Annotated in this window: 17 protein-coding genes; 7 read left to right on the top strand and 10 right to left on the bottom strand. The window is 42.5% G+C overall.

The window, feature by feature from the left end; genetic code table 11:
* Positions 1-42: 42 nt before the first annotated feature.
* Positions 43-1,725, bottom strand: a complete 1,683-nt coding sequence (locus HPK16_RS04785) for an alpha-amylase family glycosyl hydrolase (RefSeq protein WP_181675870.1) — start codon at positions 1,723-1,725, stop codon at positions 43-45.
* 231 nt (positions 1,726-1,956) lie between these two features.
* On the opposite strand from HPK16_RS04785, the gene HPK16_RS04780 reads away from it, so the two are divergent.
* Entirely contained in the window at positions 1,957-2,985 is a 1,029-nt protein-coding gene (locus HPK16_RS04780; RefSeq protein ID WP_181675869.1) for a LacI family DNA-binding transcriptional regulator, read from the top strand.
* A 52-nt stretch (positions 2,986-3,037) separates the two neighbouring features.
* Here the strand turns inward: HPK16_RS04780 and HPK16_RS04775 are convergent, their stop codons facing one another.
* The 5 genes from HPK16_RS04775 to HPK16_RS04755 all read right to left on the bottom strand — a co-directional run bounded on the left by HPK16_RS04775 (position 3,038) and on the right by HPK16_RS04755 (position 4,969).
* Positions 3,038-3,382, bottom strand: a complete 345-nt coding sequence (locus HPK16_RS04775; protein WP_181675868.1) for a type II toxin-antitoxin system RelE/ParE family toxin — start codon at positions 3,380-3,382, stop codon at positions 3,038-3,040.
* A gap of 4 nt (positions 3,383-3,386) precedes the next feature.
* The gene (locus tag HPK16_RS04770; protein ID WP_181675867.1) at positions 3,387-3,608 is read right to left on the bottom strand and encodes a hypothetical protein; all 222 of its coding nucleotides are present in this window, start codon (positions 3,606-3,608) and stop codon (positions 3,387-3,389) included.
* Between the two features lie 158 nt (positions 3,609-3,766).
* Positions 3,767-4,273 carry a GNAT family N-acetyltransferase gene (locus HPK16_RS04765; RefSeq protein WP_425487919.1) on the bottom strand — a complete coding sequence of 169 codons (507 nt, stop codon included), beginning with the start codon at positions 4,271-4,273 and terminating at the stop codon, positions 3,767-3,769.
* Between the two features lie 20 nt (positions 4,274-4,293).
* On the bottom strand, positions 4,294-4,473 hold the full coding sequence (locus HPK16_RS04760; RefSeq protein ID WP_077913905.1) for a type II toxin-antitoxin system Phd/YefM family antitoxin: 180 nt from the start codon (positions 4,471-4,473) through the stop codon (positions 4,294-4,296).
* A gap of 130 nt (positions 4,474-4,603) precedes the next feature.
* Positions 4,604-4,969: a VOC family protein gene (locus HPK16_RS04755; protein WP_181675865.1), complete on the bottom strand. Its 366-nt coding sequence runs from the start codon at positions 4,967-4,969 to the stop codon at positions 4,604-4,606.
* A gap of 159 nt (positions 4,970-5,128) precedes the next feature.
* Between HPK16_RS04755 and HPK16_RS04750 the strand changes: the two genes are divergently transcribed.
* Entirely contained in the window at positions 5,129-5,686 is a 558-nt protein-coding gene (locus HPK16_RS04750; RefSeq protein WP_181675864.1) for a DUF1269 domain-containing protein, read from the top strand.
* 235 nt (positions 5,687-5,921) lie between these two features.
* Here HPK16_RS04750 and HPK16_RS04745 read toward each other — a convergent pair whose 3' ends face one another.
* Positions 5,922-6,881 carry a nucleotidyltransferase domain-containing protein gene (locus tag HPK16_RS04745; RefSeq protein ID WP_181675863.1) on the bottom strand — a complete coding sequence of 320 codons (960 nt, stop codon included), beginning with the start codon at positions 6,879-6,881 and terminating at the stop codon, positions 5,922-5,924.
* A 187-nt stretch (positions 6,882-7,068) separates the two neighbouring features.
* Here HPK16_RS04745 and HPK16_RS04740 point away from each other — a divergent pair, with 187 nt between their 5' ends.
* From HPK16_RS04740 to HPK16_RS04730, 3 genes are all read left to right on the top strand, one after another.
* Positions 7,069-8,631, top strand: a complete 1,563-nt coding sequence (locus tag HPK16_RS04740; protein ID WP_181675862.1) for an ABC transporter substrate-binding protein — start codon at positions 7,069-7,071, stop codon at positions 8,629-8,631.
* Positions 8,632-8,771: 140 nt separating this feature from the next.
* Positions 8,772-9,722: an ABC transporter permease gene (locus HPK16_RS04735; protein WP_181675861.1), complete on the top strand. Its 951-nt coding sequence runs from the start codon at positions 8,772-8,774 to the stop codon at positions 9,720-9,722.
* 4 nt (positions 9,723-9,726) lie between these two features.
* Entirely contained in the window at positions 9,727-10,629 is a 903-nt protein-coding gene (locus HPK16_RS04730) for an ABC transporter permease (protein ID WP_181675922.1), read from the top strand.
* 244 nt (positions 10,630-10,873) lie between these two features.
* Here the strand turns inward: HPK16_RS04730 and HPK16_RS04725 are convergent, their stop codons facing one another.
* The 3 genes from HPK16_RS04725 to HPK16_RS04715 are packed head-to-tail and all read right to left on the bottom strand — an operon-like array spanning position 10,874 to position 11,844.
* On the bottom strand, positions 10,874-11,128 hold the full coding sequence (locus tag HPK16_RS04725; RefSeq protein ID WP_051999458.1) for a BhlA/UviB family holin-like peptide: 255 nt from the start codon (positions 11,126-11,128) through the stop codon (positions 10,874-10,876).
* Between the two features lie 33 nt (positions 11,129-11,161).
* The gene (locus tag HPK16_RS04720; protein WP_181675860.1) at positions 11,162-11,527 is read right to left on the bottom strand and encodes an ArpU family phage packaging/lysis transcriptional regulator; all 366 of its coding nucleotides are present in this window, start codon (positions 11,525-11,527) and stop codon (positions 11,162-11,164) included.
* A gap of 14 nt (positions 11,528-11,541) precedes the next feature.
* On the bottom strand, positions 11,542-11,844 hold the full coding sequence (locus tag HPK16_RS04715) for a hypothetical protein (protein ID WP_181675859.1): 303 nt from the start codon (positions 11,842-11,844) through the stop codon (positions 11,542-11,544).
* A gap of 227 nt (positions 11,845-12,071) precedes the next feature.
* On the opposite strand from HPK16_RS04715, the gene HPK16_RS04710 reads away from it, so the two are divergent.
* Together HPK16_RS04710 and HPK16_RS04705 are read left to right on the top strand one after the other, a co-directional pair.
* Positions 12,072-12,773 carry an ABC transporter ATP-binding protein gene (locus tag HPK16_RS04710; RefSeq protein WP_181675858.1) on the top strand — a complete coding sequence of 234 codons (702 nt, stop codon included), beginning with the start codon at positions 12,072-12,074 and terminating at the stop codon, positions 12,771-12,773.
* A gap of 10 nt (positions 12,774-12,783) precedes the next feature.
* Positions 12,784-16,167, top strand: coding sequence for an ABC transporter permease (locus tag HPK16_RS04705; protein WP_181675857.1), 3,384 nt, complete (start codon positions 12,784-12,786; stop codon positions 16,165-16,167).
* Positions 16,168-16,174: the final 7 nt, after the last annotated feature.

Below are 16,174 nucleotides of genomic sequence, written 5' to 3'. Positions count from 1 at the left end.
CAACAAGTAAAATCGAACCTCTCTTTTTCACCTAAAACCCTCCTAGTTTTTGTTTGTTAACCAGCGGAATTCGTAAGGAGCAAGAATAATTGGAGCGCTCCCAGAAATCGGCTGATCTTTTAAAATATCCCAATTCACAGCGACATCACATGATATCGGCTGATCAGATAAATTATGCAATGCAAGAACACTATCTCCCGAAGCATCCACACGCCTAATTGCAAAAATTTCTTTCCCTAAATCCACAACCTCCATCGGCACATTGGGATGGAATAAGCCTTGCGTTTTACGAACTTGAATCATTTCTTTAATTCCTTCAAAAGTACGATGCATCAATGTTTTCTCATCCGCAAGTCCCATTTCAATCTCCGAAATCGGGTATTTTTTACGGTTGATCGAGCGATTATGTCCCGTTTCTGCGACACCATCCAGATCATTTCGAGCACCTAGAATACTTTGCACGTAAACCGCTGGAACACCAGGAATCGTCAGCAAAATCGAATGCGCCAACAAGAATCGTTGTAACCGAGTATCATCGTTGTCCGCCAAGCGATTCAGCGCATCCATGTACGTCACATTCACCTCATATGGACTCTTCGTCCCATCAGGATTCTGCTTATACGAAACAAGCGCGCCTTCCTTTTCCAAGTCCGCCACCAGAGCCAAAATCTCCTCTTCCGGCAAAATCCCACGAATCGGATTCAAGCCAATACCATCATGTGAAGCTAGGAAATTGAAAAACGTAGCATCCTCACCAGGCAACTCCAAATCACGCGCCCAGCCTGATAACGCTTGCCCATCACCAGTATGTATCGCCTGCAAAACAAGCGGTGGCAACGGGAACTGGTACACCATATGCGCCTCATCTTGGCCATTTCCAAAGTAAGTAATATTATCCTTATGCGGCACGTTCGTCTCCGTAATCATCACCGTTCCAGGAGCAATTTCATCCAGAATATCGCGGAATAACTTCACAATCTCATGCGTTTTTTCCAAGTGAATGCAAGATGTCCCAGGCTCTTTCCACATGAAACCAACCGCATCCAACCTAATATACTCCGCGCCTTCCTCCAAATAAAATGCCAAAACATCAATCATTTTCAACAACACATTCGGATTCCTAAAATTAAGATCAATCTGATCAGCGCTAAACGTCGTCCAAATATGCTTTTTCGTACCATCCGTCATCTCAAACTCCGTCAAAACAGGCGTCGCCCGCGGCCTAGTAACCGCCGTCAAATCCGTATCTTGCGGCAGCGAAACAAAGAAATCATCATATTCCGCGTCCTGATTCAGAAAGCCCTGGAACCAGTCACTTTTCGCCGACATATGGTTGCAAACATAATCAAACATCAACCGCGTCGATTGCGTCAAATCCGCAACATTCCGCCAATCACCAAGCTTTGGATTCACCATTTTGTAATCAATCACCGAAAAACCATCATCCGAAGAATACGGATAAAACGGCAAAATATGAACTACTTCAAACATCTCATCCAAGTACTTATCATACATCTTCTTAAGCGTCGTAAGTGTAGGTTGATCCTTTTCGCAAAACTGATCACCATATGTAATCATAACCACATCTTCTTGATCCCAGCCTGACTTTCGTTGCTTTAATTTCTTCATTTTCGCTTCTTGTATTCGCTCTCTAATCTTTCCCTCTAGAGATATAGCGCTTTCACTTCCATATATACATTCCAATCGTCTTAAAAGAATATCCATTTTTACCTCCTTTTATGGTACCGCTCCCACAAAAAGAGTATATTACAGAAAGCGCTTTCTGTCAATGATATTTTTTACACATCACGAAAAAACGTTCCTCAAACACTTTGTTAGCAAGCCTTTCATTTCTTATTGGACATCTTTACCACAATTGAGTAGAATAGATAGCATAAGTATATATAAAGATGGGAACGGTCTCATCAAGATAGAAACAAGGAGGACACAACTAAAATGGGAGCCACTATTTACGACATAGCACGTCACGCTGGAGTCTCGAAATCCACCGTTTCACGCGTACTAAACAATCAGACAAACATTTCCGCCGACTCAAAAAAACGCGTTCTCACAGCCATTGAAGAACTGCAATATAAACCCAGCAAACTAGCACGAGCACTGACAAACTCAGGATTCGACGCCATTATGGTCATTTCAAATCGCCCAACCAAAACCACAGCGGGAAATCCTTTTTTCTCAGAAATCATCCATTCCATCTCAGCCATTGCAGAGGATCAGAATTTCGATTTAATTCTACAAACCTCCCAAAATACGGATGATGAACTAGATAAATGTATTGCCAAAATCAAGGAAAAAATGATCAAAGGAATTATCATGCTAAGCTCGCCCGCAGACGAATCCTTTTTCGAAAAGCTTGATCCATTCAATATCCCCATCGTCGTAACCGGAAAAATCGATGGCAACTATACAAATGTTTATTCAGTCGACACAGATAATTTCCAAGACTCCTACGAACTAACAAGTCTACTCATCAAAAATGGGCACAAAAACATCGCTTGCCTTCATGCACCACTGAACCACCACGTTTCCATTGATCGGCTGGCCGGATATCGTAGTTGCCTATTTGATCACAATTTAGACATTCGTCGTGACTGGATTCTTGATAGCGGATACACTGCCGAAGACGCTTATAACGCCGCGAACCAGCTACTATCGCACCCAAATCGTCCGAGCGCCATTTTTGCTACTGATGATTTAAAAGTGCTCAGCATCTATAAAGTAGCTTCCGAGCACAACTTGCACATACCACAAGACCTATCCATCGTTGGCTACAATGACCGCGTTGTCTCCACCTTCCTATCGCCGCCACTGACAGCAATCGATATCCCCACCAAGCGATTAGGAAAAGCAGCTACCGAGTTACTCTTCCACTTAATTCAGCAAAGTGGTACCCCCAGTAAAAACATGATTATCGAAACAAAACTCATTAACGGCGCATCAATAAGCCATCTAAATACACATTAAAAATCTGGAAAGTATACTGTCTCTGATTTAGACAGGCACTTTCCAGATTTTTTTACAATTCATATAGTGACAAGGTATCTTTAATAATAGCTGTGTAATCGGACAGACCAGACAAAATACGATGGACTTCAATAAGTTGCTGTTCTTCATAATACACATAAAATACTGTATACCTATCAAAGCTAAGTTTACGATACGGTTTAGAAAGATACTTTTCACTAGCATACAGACTACCCAACTTAGGGAATGCAGCTAAATTCAAAAATAGCTTATCTACACCTTTACTAAAGTTCTCCTCAGCTTGGGTTTGATATAAATCTTCCAACAAATAGAGAGAAATACTTTCATAATCAATGCTAGCATGTCTAGAAAGGCTAATTTTAACGCTTTCCCCCATACATTCATTCCCACTCAGTAACAGACTCAGCACGCGCACGATCTGTCAAAATGGCTACCCGACTCTTCACTTCTTCCCAAGTGCTTATATTTCCAGTCGCGAAGTCAGTTTCTGCTTGGCTCAGTTTCTCTCTAATCATTTCTTCTGATGCGGCCACCCATGTAGGTTCATAGGCGAATTTGGTGGCTGTTTCGTTCACAAAGCTTTCTTCCATGTTTGATGTCATCTCCTGCACCTCCGTCTTTTATCTCCCCATTATAACACACAAGGAATTTCATCGCCATCTTTTCATTCATTTTGTGTCAATTTCGTTTTTTGCATAGGCTTCACGTTTTTTTTCACCCACATAAAAAGATACTTTAGCCAAAAGTATCTTTTTAACATCTATATATTCCGCACCATCACATGGACAATATGCTCTTTTTCACCATATGTTTGTCTTTTTTCTTCCTGCTTTTCAAAACCGAGATGAGACCAAAAACCAATGGCCTCTTTATTCTCCTCAAGGACACCAATCCGCAATGAATCGGCACTGCCATCAGATGCCCAATCCTTGATAACTTGATAAAGCACTTTCCCAAAGCCACTACCACGCTCTTCTGGTATCAACATTAACAGTCCAATAATCCACTGTCCTTTTCGCGGGAAATCTGCGACAACATCAATCAACCCAATTGGCTTATCCGCCTCATCAAGCACCGCCATCACAAATTTATCCAACTTCGTCTTGCCCTTTGGTATTTCCGTAATAATATCGCGCGCATTCTCTGTTGTTGCCGCCATTCCTTGCTCTATCAAGAAATAATCCTCGCATTTCGCACATACTTCCTCAGCCAATTCTACATCTTTCTCCGTCAAAAACTTCACATGATAATTCCGCTTCTTATCCAAATATCTCACCATTCCCTTTGTTATTTCGTTACCGCGCGTGTCTCATATTGACACATCTCTTCATAGGTCTCAATGCTCATCACTACCATATCCCCATGCCCATTCTTCGTCAAAAAAATAGGTTCACTACGTTCGTGGACAATTTTGGAAATATCAGTAAAATTATTTCTCAAATCCGAAACCGGTCTAATTTCAGGCATCTCCTTGCCCTCCTCTTATCATAATATTATCATTATTATATCATAATTATGATATAAATGCTAGTGAAATCTGATTTTAAGCAAAGAAAATAGCCAGTCATAAAAACCAGCCATTTCCTAATAAATTCAATTAATACGCGCCTTCCAGAATCAAAATACTATTCCCCTCAGGGTCGGCACACCGTAACTCTTTCCCTCCCCAATCCGCCAAAAATGGTGGTTGAATATCGACGCCATTAAATTTCAATGTCTCATATGTCTTATCTAAATCGGCCGACCGAAAAACAAACTCCGTCGGTCCTTGCGTTGTCACATCATCACTCGCCCTATCCCAAACAATAATCCCAGGATCATGTCTCGAAAAGGCCAATTTAGCCCCAATATAATTACCGTGCCCCTCAAACACCAGTGGCACGCCCAACTGTTCCTTGTAGAAACGTACAAATGCTTCTGGATTACTAACCGCAATATTTATTCCCTCAAAACCTTCAATCATAGCATTTCCTCCATCCTTCATTTCATATTATTTATTTCCCTAACAAGACAACTCAAAACTAAAACAGTTAACATTTTGTTTTCCCGCGCATAACGAGTATACTGAAATGGAGGCACAGTTTGCCGATATTTTATAGAAAATTTTAGGAGGCTATTCGACATGAGCAAGCAAACAAATAAAACAGTACTTATCATGAATTTCGAAACAGAAAGTAAGTCCTATCAAGCATTTTCAGAAATCAAAACACTTCATGCGGAAAGAAAAATTCACGGTGAGCAAATGGCGGTTGTAGAACACGACCACAATCATAAAATCAACGCTAAAGACTTCCTAGACTTCACAGGCGGCGACAAAAATATGAAAGGCAGCCTAATTGGTATGCTGGTAGGTATTTTAGGAGGCCCACTAGGCGTTCTTCTTGGTTGGATGACCGGTGCAATCATCGGCTCTTCACAAGACGCTAAAGAAATTCGCGACGCTATGAACGTTTTCGAAAAAACATTGGAAACCATTCCTGAAAACCAAACTGGCGTTATCCTTATCGCTGAAGAAGAGCACAACGAATACATCAATGACATAGTAAATAATAAACTTGGCGGTCGTGTTGTTCGTATGGACGCAAACCTCGTTGCCCACGAAATAAACCAAGCACAACAAGCGGAAAACGACGCTAAGAAAAGCGCTAAAAAAGGCTGGTTCAACAAAAAAGAAGACTAATATGAAACTCCCGAGTCTGAGACAAAACTCAAGATAAAGCAAAAGCGCCCTCCCGTTTTTTCGGGTAGGGCGAAAAATTCTGCTTTATACAAATCGAGCGAAAGCGTTTGTATTCAGGGGATTTGGTGGAAGCCGGAAGCGGAGCATACTGGTGTATGTGAGAACCGGAAGTCCGCCAAATCCCCTGAATGCGAGCGCTTCTCGCCGATTTATCTGGGTTATGTCCCGGACCCTTTTATTTATACAGTGAAATCAGCAATTCCTCTATCTTATTCATATCTACCCGTTCAGGAAGATTCGTTTCTCTCGCCGCCCGTTCAAATTCCTTCTGTAAAACAGCAACCTTCTCAAAAATATCCTCAAATGATATCGCTCCATTTCGAATCGCCATCAACAGTTCATGCTCCGCCCGTCGCTTCGTTATAATTCCTTTCCCCTCTAAAATATCTCGCCCCGTCACTAACATCCTAACCAAATGCATCGCGTGCTTATACAATCTTGGTAAATCTTTCGGGTGCTCTCTTGTGCCCAGTTTTCCGTACGTACGCATCGTTCCTTGCATCTCTCCATATATCCCAATAAAATCTCGTAACGGATATCCTTGCAACATCGCATCCATCACTATCTCGCCATTCTCCATTCGTAGTCCCAAACCATTATCGCCTATATCTGCATACTTCCCTTCAAAGTGCCTCATCTGCTTCTGCAATGTCTCCAAAATATGCTGTTCCTGCAAAACTTGCGACTCCTCATTTCGAATCAATGCATTTTGCAATCGCTTCAACTGTGCATTCGCATAATTACCAAACGTCTGCTCCACGCGCTTCGATAAAAACAAATCCGCATTATCACGCACTTTCCGGCCAACCTCTGAACAAATAACTATTTCATCCTCTTCCACACCTAGCAATTCCAGGACATTTGGATTTCCCTGCGCGCACAACTTGATAAACTTCTGCGCACCAAAAATTACCGTATCCGTCTCTTTCTCTTCAAACTGCTCAAACGTATTCAATCCAAATAAATATTGCTCATCCTCTATCAAAAAGCCTCGCAAATCCAGGTCACTCGTCTCCATGTTCGTCCCATAACCATGAGATCCGCTAGCAACCAAATAAGCAGTCCCTTTTAAATCTTTATTATCCCGTAAAAAATCATAGGCAGACGTCTCTATAGCAGTCTCATATTTCTTCATTTCAACTCAACTCTTCTCATCCTGATATTTCCTACCATTATACCAAAACTTGCTCCCTAAAAAATAATTATCTTCCCCAATCAAAATATCTTGACTTTACTTACGAATCGGGGTATTTTAAGTATAACCAATTCCTACTTATAAAGTAAGAATTAAAAAGTAGTTACCTGAGAAAAGGGGAGAAAGTATGAAAAAAAGTATTTTATTCATTTTCACATTAGCCTTAATGTTGGTGTTAGCAGCATGTGGCGGTTCTGGAAGCTCATCTGACAGCGCTAGTGGCTCTAAAGATAACAATTCTATCATCATCGGTGTTCCCGGGGATCCCGAAGTCGTGAATCCACTTTATTCAAGCGATCGCGTCACGCTAACAATCCAGCAAGCTCTTTACGCACCACTATTCTGGGAGTACGACGGTAAGCCAGCACTTGCTGATAAACTAGACGTCTCTGCTGACAACCTAACGTACACCGTCACTCTAAAAGATGGCCTAACATGGCATGATGGAAAACCTTTAACTGCTGATGACGTTGTTTTCAGCGTGAATTCCATTATTGATGAAAAACAAAACAGCCCGTTCCGCGGAAGCTGGGTATTTGATGATAAACCTGTGAAAGCAGTTGCTGAAAATGCAACGACTGTAAAATTCACACTACCCCAAGTTGCCCCTGCTTTTGAAAACACATTAAAAACTTTCTTCCCAATTCCAAAACACATTTTTGAAGGTGTTGCAGATATAGGTAAGAGCGATAAAAACAATGAACCAGTTGGATCTGGTCCTTATAAATTCGTGAACTATAAATCTGGCGAATACTATTCACTAGAGAAATTCGACGATTATTTCGACGGTAAGCCAAAACTAGATAAAGTAACCTACCGTATCACAAAAGACCAAAATGCCGCGAATCTAGCACTGCAAAATGGTGAAATTAACTTAAAATCAATTCAACCTGCCGAACGTAATAAAGTTGAAAAAGCAAGTGATGTCAACATTATTACGTATCCAGAAAACCGTTTAAGCTACATCGCATTCAACCAAAACGTCGCAGCACTTAAATCAAAAGACTTGCGCCAAGCCATTTCACTAACACTTGATCGCAAAGATTTAATCGAAGCTGCTTACGGTTCACAAGAGTACGCGAAACCAGCAAGCTCTCTCCTAACAGAGAATACAAAATTCTTCACTGACAAGGTAGAGACGTATAACCAAGATATAACGAAAGCGAAAGAACTTTTAGCGAAGAGTGGTTATAAATCTTCTGACAAACTCAATATTATCTATCTAAACAACAGTAAAGCACAAGAAAGTATCGCGCTCTATGTCCAAGAACAACTGAAATCTATCGGTGTATCTCTAGAACTAAAACCAACCGATCCAACAGCTATGAACAACATTACACTTGATCGTAAAAGTGATGCCTACTCTCTTATGCTTGGAGGCTACATCATGGGTAACGATCCGGATCCATACAAAACACTTTATATGACAGGCGAACCATATAACTACTCAAATTACAGCAATCCTGCAGTAGATAAACTATGGAACGAAGGCGCAGTAACAGCAGATGATGCGAAACGTCAAGCAATTTACGAGCAAATCCAAACAACAATTGCAGATGATGCTGCGATTTATCCAATTTCTTATGATAACGCCGTACTTGCGATTGACAAGAAATATCAAGGAACAAAAGAAGCAACACCACAACCTGTAACAATGTTCCGCGATTTGTCTAAGCTTTATATTAAGTAAATTTCGCCTCTCACATGCTATAATAACTTAATGTGTATAAAATGAAGCCCCAAACTGGCAGGAAAGCCACGTTCCATTTTTCCTGTCGGTGAGGGCTTTACGTTGTTTCACTATACTTTCTTGGTAAGGGGCTTTTCTTCATGATACAAACTATCTTCAAACGTGTATTACAAATTATACCTATGCTATTCATCATTTCGCTTGTTTCCTTCGCATTGGTTCAATTGGCGCCCGGCGATCCAATTTCTTCTTTCGTTACGCCGAATATGAACCCTGACGATGTCGAGCGGATTCGTCAAAGCCTTGGTTTAGATCAGCCAATATACGTGCAGTATTTCAAATGGCTTGGCAATGTATTACAAGGAAACTTCGGCTATTCGCTGATTAATAACCAGCCTGTACTCGGTCAAATTATTGAACGCCTACCTGCAACAATTGGCTTAATGGGAACCGCATTATTCTTCACACTCTTGTTCTCCATTCCACTCGGCCTCATTGCTGCCGCGTATGAAAACACGAAATTAGATCGTGTTCTTAATGCAATTTCTTACGTTGGTATCTCGATTCCTATTTTTTGGTTCGCGATGATTTTGATTGATGTGTTTGCAATTCGTCTCCATTGGCTTCCAAGTTTAGGAATGCGTACTATCGGCGTGGAATCCTTCTGGGATGTCGCAAAACATGCTATTCTTCCTGTCACTGCCTTAACTTTTCAAGGGTGCGCTTCGTATTATCGTTACGTGCGCTCTAATACGATTAATCAACTCAAAGAAGAGTATGTGTTATTCGGTTATGCAAAAGGACTTTCTAAAGCACAAATCATGCGCGATCATGTCCTGAAAAATTCATTGCTTCCAGTCATCACGCTACTTGGTATGTACTTACCACAAATTATTACAGGAGCCTTTATCACGGAAAGCGTATTCTCATGGCCCGGTATGGGTTCACTTGGAATCAACGCGATTTTCCAGTTAGATTATCCGATGATTATGGCTATTACGATGTTCTCTGCCTTGTTGCTGATTATCGGTAACTTGCTAGCCGATGTCGCCTATACCATTATTGACCCACGCATAAGGGAGGTTAGCTAACATGATGAAAGCTGATTTGAGTAAATTCACAAAACCTAAAAATGTCCGACCTCCTGAAAAAGCACAACTACCTCGAGAACGTACATTTTGGCATTTCTTATTAAGTGAAAAACGCGGACTTATCTCCATTGGGATACTCGTCTTGCTTGCATTAGCTTGCGGATTGGCATTCTTATCGCCGTATGATCCAAATGCGCTATCCATTCAAGATAAGTTGCTCCCGCCAAGTAGTTCGCATTGGTTTGGAACAGATGATCATGGTCGCGATTACTTCACACGTGTGCTATACGGAGGTCGTGTATCATTAACTGTTGGCTTCCTGGCTATGTTAATTGCCCTCGTTGTGGGAACAGTAGCTGGAACAATCAGTGGTTTCTTCGGTGGTATTGTTGATAGTTTATTGATGCGTTTCCTAGACATATTCATGTCGATACCATCGTTCTTCTTATTGATGATTTTGAACGCTTATTTGAAGCCTGGTATCGGAAATATTATTTTGATTATCGGTCTACTCTCGTGGATGGACGTTGCTCGAATTGTGCGGGCTGAAACGCTATCGCTTAAAGAACGCGAGTTTATTCTGTACTCGAAATCAAGTGGTGCAGGCGTTTGGCACATCATCGTCCGGCATATCATTCCAAACGCAATGCCTTCGATTGTTGTTGCAGCTTCTCTAAATATTGCTGCTGCGATTCTAACGGAGTCGGCGCTTAGTTTCCTAGGACTCGGCGTGCAACAACCGAACTCTTCATGGGGTAGCATGCTAAACAATGCGCAGGGCTATATTGGAGATGCTACGTATTTAGCGCTCTTCCCAGGTGCCTTGATTCTACTAACTATCCTATCCTTTAATGTTCTCGGTGACGTGTTCCGTAAAGGTTTGGAACCTCGAGATGTGCATAAATAATTGCTATGTCAGGGGCTGAGACATAACCCAGATAAATCGGCGACAAGCGTTCGCATTCAGGGGATTTGGCGGACTTCCGGTTCTCACATACACCAGTATGCTCCGCTTCCGGCTTCCACCAAATCCCCTGAATACAAACGCTTTCGCTCGATTTGTATAAAGCAGAATTTTTCATCCTACCCAAGAAATGGGAGGGCGCTTTTGCTTTGTCTTGAGTTTTGTCTCAGCCTCATTTTATTTCTATCTATTTTACCTTTAATTCAATCACATCTGCGCGCATCTCGTTGACGGCTTGTTCGATGATTTTGATCTCGCTGGCTAATTCACTTAGATTATCAATTGTTCGCTGGTAACGCTCTTCCCGTTCATCATTCTTGCGCATCATCCATACTAATAAAGCTACAAAAAGGATGCCGAATGTGATTTCGGTCGCGTTTGCCACTAAATTCTCTAGTCCCGTAATAATCACTTCCAAACTGTAATAGTTTTTCTTCTCCATCTCCATCATACCTCCCCGTTCAGTATGATTTTCTTACATAAAAATTAGTTTCTCCTGTGAACACTCGGCTTCATAAGCGCTTAGAAACTCTTCCAGTGCGGCTTTCTTCAATCGGTAATAATGGGATTCACTCCAACCGATACTCATGTAAACCTCAATGTTTGTACGTTTCTTCCGCGACACGTACTTTGCTAACAGGACTTCCCGTTGATCGCTGTTTAACTTATTGATTGCCTCGGTTATCTGCTTAATTTCGATATACGCTGGTTCTTGGGATATTTTTTTGGTTAGTCGCAATTCGTTTTCGTTCGTGCGCCTCGGCATACTTCGTTTTGGTAGACTTAGTAATAAGGCGTTGTACTTGAACAATAAATGCTCGGCTTCTTTGCATTTGCTCATTCATTATGCTCCCCCTAAGACTGCTTTATTTTGGTTAAAATAGATTCATATAGGTGTTCCCTTTCTTGGTCGTCCCATGTTGCTAATTGCTGCTTAGAATAGGTTGAAAAGTAGCTGATGAGGGATACTTGTGTGCGTATGTTGCTCGCTTCCTCATCGTTGTTCTCTAATTTTTCTTGTTCTTTTCTCAGATTTCTGATTTTACGACATATGAAGCATTTGCGATTGCATTGGTAAAATGTGATTGCTTGTTCGTTGTGAAAATCAACCAGCCGCGAGAATAGAACATTAATTTCTCTCTGTCTTTTTTTGTTCATCTTAATCTCTCCCTTGCCCCATTTTTTAAGGAGTAATCCTACTATAAACCCCACCGAATACGAAGTCAAGGAAAAAACGAACACTTGTTCTTAATGCGTTTTAGAGTTGGCTATACAGCTTGAATGAAGCGGTTTATTATTTTTAAATTTGGGAGTTTTTTTGAAAATTTTGTGCTATAATAAAAACGTTAATGTTCAAAAACTAACATACGGATGGAGTTGCTGGAATGGCTTTTGTCGAAATGGATCAGATCTATAAACGCTATCAACTGGGCGAGAAAATAGTGACGGCAAATGATGGTATTACGTTTCAAATTGAGCAGGGTGAATTTGTTATTATTGTTGGCCCTTCTGGTGCTGGGAAGTCGACTGTGCTCAATATTTTGGGTGGCATGGACATGAGTGATGAGGGGCATGTTTATATTGATGGAACGGATATTGCGGCTTTTAACGCGAAGCAATTGACGGGATATCGGAGGCAGGACGTTGGCTTTGTGTTCCAATTTTATAATTTGGTACCGAGTTTGACAGCGAAGGAAAATGTGGAGCTGGCAACGCAGATTTCCCCGAACGCCATAGACGCAGAAGTCGTTTTGCAGCAAGTTGGCTTGGAGGAACGGATGGACAATTTCCCAGCGCAGCTTTCAGGTGGGGAGCAGCAACGGGTTGCCATTGCCAGAGCGCTCGCGAAACAGCCGAAATTGTTGCTTTGTGATGAACCGACCGGCGCGCTTGATTATAATACCGGGAAAGCGGTTTTGAAGTTGCTTCAGGATACGTGTCGAAATACTGGTACGACAGTGATTGTGATTACACATAATACGGCGATTACGCCAATTGCTGACCGTATTATCGAGATCAATAACGCCAAAGTTCGTGATGTCAAAATTCAGAAAAATCCTGTTTCGATCGACAGCATTGAATGGTAAGGAGAATCCGATGAAAAAAGCATTATGGAAAGACATATGGCGAGAAATCGCAAAATCTAAAGGCAGATTTATTTCGATTTTCCTACTCATCGCGCTCGGTGTGGCCTTTTTTGTGGGCTTAAAAGCGACTGGTCCTGATATGATTAACACGACGGATAAGTACTATGACGCGCAGAATTTGATGGACTTGCAGGTGCAGTCGACGTACGGTTTGAACAAAGATGATATTGCTATTTTAAATGATATTCCTGGTGTGAGAACGGTTCAGCCAGGTTATACGACGGACGTGATGTTCCAGGATTCGTTGCTCATTACGAAGGTTTTTTCTTTGCCACAGAATAATCTGATTAATAAGTATACCGTTGATAAAGGCCGGTTGCCGAAGAAAAGTGGCGAAATCGCGATTGATTCTATCGGGAAAGCCACGAGCCATTACAAAATCGGGGATAAAATTACGTTTGTAAACAGTGACGGTAGCGCTATGAAAGGGAAATTTCATGTCACTACTTTTACGGTTGTTGGGACGGTTTCCTCGGCGGAATATATCGAAAAAGGAACGCGTGGGACGTCGACAATTGGGAATGGACGCGCGGATATTTTTGCGGTGGTTCCTGAAGCTGATTTCAATGCGAAATACTACTCGACGGCGTTCATGACGTTTGATAATACGGCGAATGCGGAGGCTTATAGTGACGCTTATGATTCGGCGATTGAGCGGAATACGGCGCTCGTGAAAAAAGCGCTAAAAGGCCAGCCGGAAGCTCGATTGGACGCGATTCAGGCCGATGGACAGGTGAAAATCGATGAAGGACGCGCGAAAATCGCGGATGGCCTCGCGAAAATCGAGAAGAATCAGCGGAAATTGGATGATGCACGCGCGACGATAGACCAAGGCTGGGCGCAATATTATGACGGCAAACGGGAGCTGGAAACGAAGCTCGCGGACGGCCAGGCTGAGATTGATAAAAACGAGGCAAAACTTGCGCAGGCTAAGAAAGATATCGCAGCGGCGGAGCGGAAGATTGCGGATGGTGAGGCGCAGATTAGCGGCGCCCAATCGCAATTGGAAGACGCGCAGTCAGAGCTGGAAGATGGGCAGATGATGCTTGACGAAAGCAAGGAACAACTCGCGATGGTGCAACGTTTATACGACGCTGTGAAGGATTATACGCTTGGTGATATTCCAGTCGCTGATTTGGATGAAGAGACGCAACAGGAAATCATTGATAATGCCAATGCGTTTGATCCCGAGCTTGGCGGCTACATTCAGGATTATTTTGATGGGACACTCTCAGAAGACCAGCTAAACCGCCTGAAAAACGAGGCTTCAAGTCAACTTGCGACGGCGAATAAGGAGGTCGCAGATGCGCAGCAGGAAATCAATCGAAACCGTCAATTGCTCGCCGATAAACAACGCGAATTAGCAACGAAGAAACGTGAGCTAGATCAGGCTAAAGAGAAGTTAGCTCAAGGCAAGACGGACTACGCGAATGGGATGGCCCAGCTTAAAACAGGGAAACAGACGCTCGCGGACGCCAAAACGGCTGGTTATGCTAAGCTCGATGCTGCAAAAGCCAAGTTGGGTGCTGCTGAAGCGACGTATGCGGCGAATTTAGCTACTTTTGAAACGGAGAAAAAGAAGGCTCTGGCGGAGATAGCAACCTCGAAAAAAGACCTCCAAATTGCGCAGGAAAAATTGGACGCGCTCGATTTGCCGAAGTATTTTATTAGTGATCGGACGGATAATCCTGGTTATACGGAATATAAAGATAATGCGGACCGGATTGCATCGCTTTCCACGGCCTTTCCTGTGTTCTTCTTTTTGATTGCCGCGCTCGTTTGCTTGACGACGATGACACGGATGATTGAGGAGCAAAGAACACAGACTGGAACGTTAAAAGCGCTTGGATATAGCAATATCGATATTATCGCTAAATTCCTTGTGTACGGCTCATTGGCAAGCCTTGCAGGGACTGTGATTGGGCTCTTGATAGGTTTTCAAGTGTTCCCGCAAATCATTTTTGTGGCTTACGGTTCACTTTATAATTTGCCAGCGCTTGATATCTCCTTCTATTGGAGTTACAGCCTAATTTCGCTTGCCGTAGCGCTATTTTGTACGACTTTGACGGCTTTTGTAGCGTGTCGTGCGGAATTACGAGAAAACGCGGCTTCCTTGATGCGTCCAAAAGCGCCGAAAAACGGGAAGCGAATCTTGTTGGAACGCGTGCCTTTCGTCTGGAAACGGATGAATTTTACAAGCAAAGTCACAGCGCGGAATATTTTCCGTTACAAACAACGAATGCTGATGACAATCCTTGGTGTGGCGGGATGTACAGCGCTTCTGCTCACCGGTTTTGGCCTCAAGAATTCGATCGGCGACATCGTGCCACTCCAATACGATCAAATTATGAAATACGATGCGGTGGTCGTTTTAGATAGTAATGCGACGAAAACGCCGCTTCAGGACTACAACACGATCATCGATAACACGCCAAATGTGAAAAGTGCTCTCGACGTTGCTCAAAAAAATATGACGGCAGTTGAAAAAGGTGTTGCAAATCAAAGCGCTACGCTGATTACGCCGAAATCACTAGACAATTTCAGCAACTACGTCGTGTTACGCGACCGGAAAACGCAGAAAGCCGTGCCACTAACCGATAATGGCGCAGTTCTATCGGAAAAACTCGCGAAACTATATGGTGTCAAACCCGGCGATTCCTTGACCATCAAAGACGGCGACAACAATCGTTATGAAATCAAGGTCACTGGCGTCACAGAAACCTACGCAATGCATTACATTTACATGACGCCAACCTATTACGACCAAGTTTTCAAAAACCAACCAGAATATAATACCCAACTGCTTCAACTCAAAAATACCGATCAAAAATGGCAAGATAATTTTGCGGAAAAACTGCTTAAGAATCCCGCCGTGCTCGCCGTCACATACACAAATACTGCGAGCAATGCGTTTGGAAGTACGATGGATAGCCTTGATATCGTGATTGTCGTGCTGATTATTTCAGCGGCAGCACTCGCCTTCATCGTCCTCTACAATCTGACCAACATCAACGTTTCTGAGCGAATTCGCGAATTATCAACCATCAAAGTACTCGGATTCTATCCAAAAGAAGTCACGATGTACGTCTACCGCGAAAATCTGATTTTGACCATGATGGGCATCGTCGTCGGCTTCGTGCTCGGGACATTCCTACATCGTTTCGTCACCTCCACAGCCGAGGTCGATATCTTGATGTTCAGCCCGACCATCCACGCGATGAGCTATGTATACGCAGCGATTCTAACACTGCTATTCTCGACGCTTGTCATGATCGTTATGCATATCAAATTAAAGCGAGTAGACATGATTGAAGCACTAAAATCAGTAGAATAACAAATAA

This window comes from Paenilisteria rustica, from assembly GCF_013820765.1.
Classification (GTDB): Bacteria; Bacillota; Bacilli; order Lactobacillales; family Listeriaceae; genus Listeria_A; species Listeria_A rustica.
This window is presented reverse-complemented; position numbering and strand designations above follow the sequence as displayed.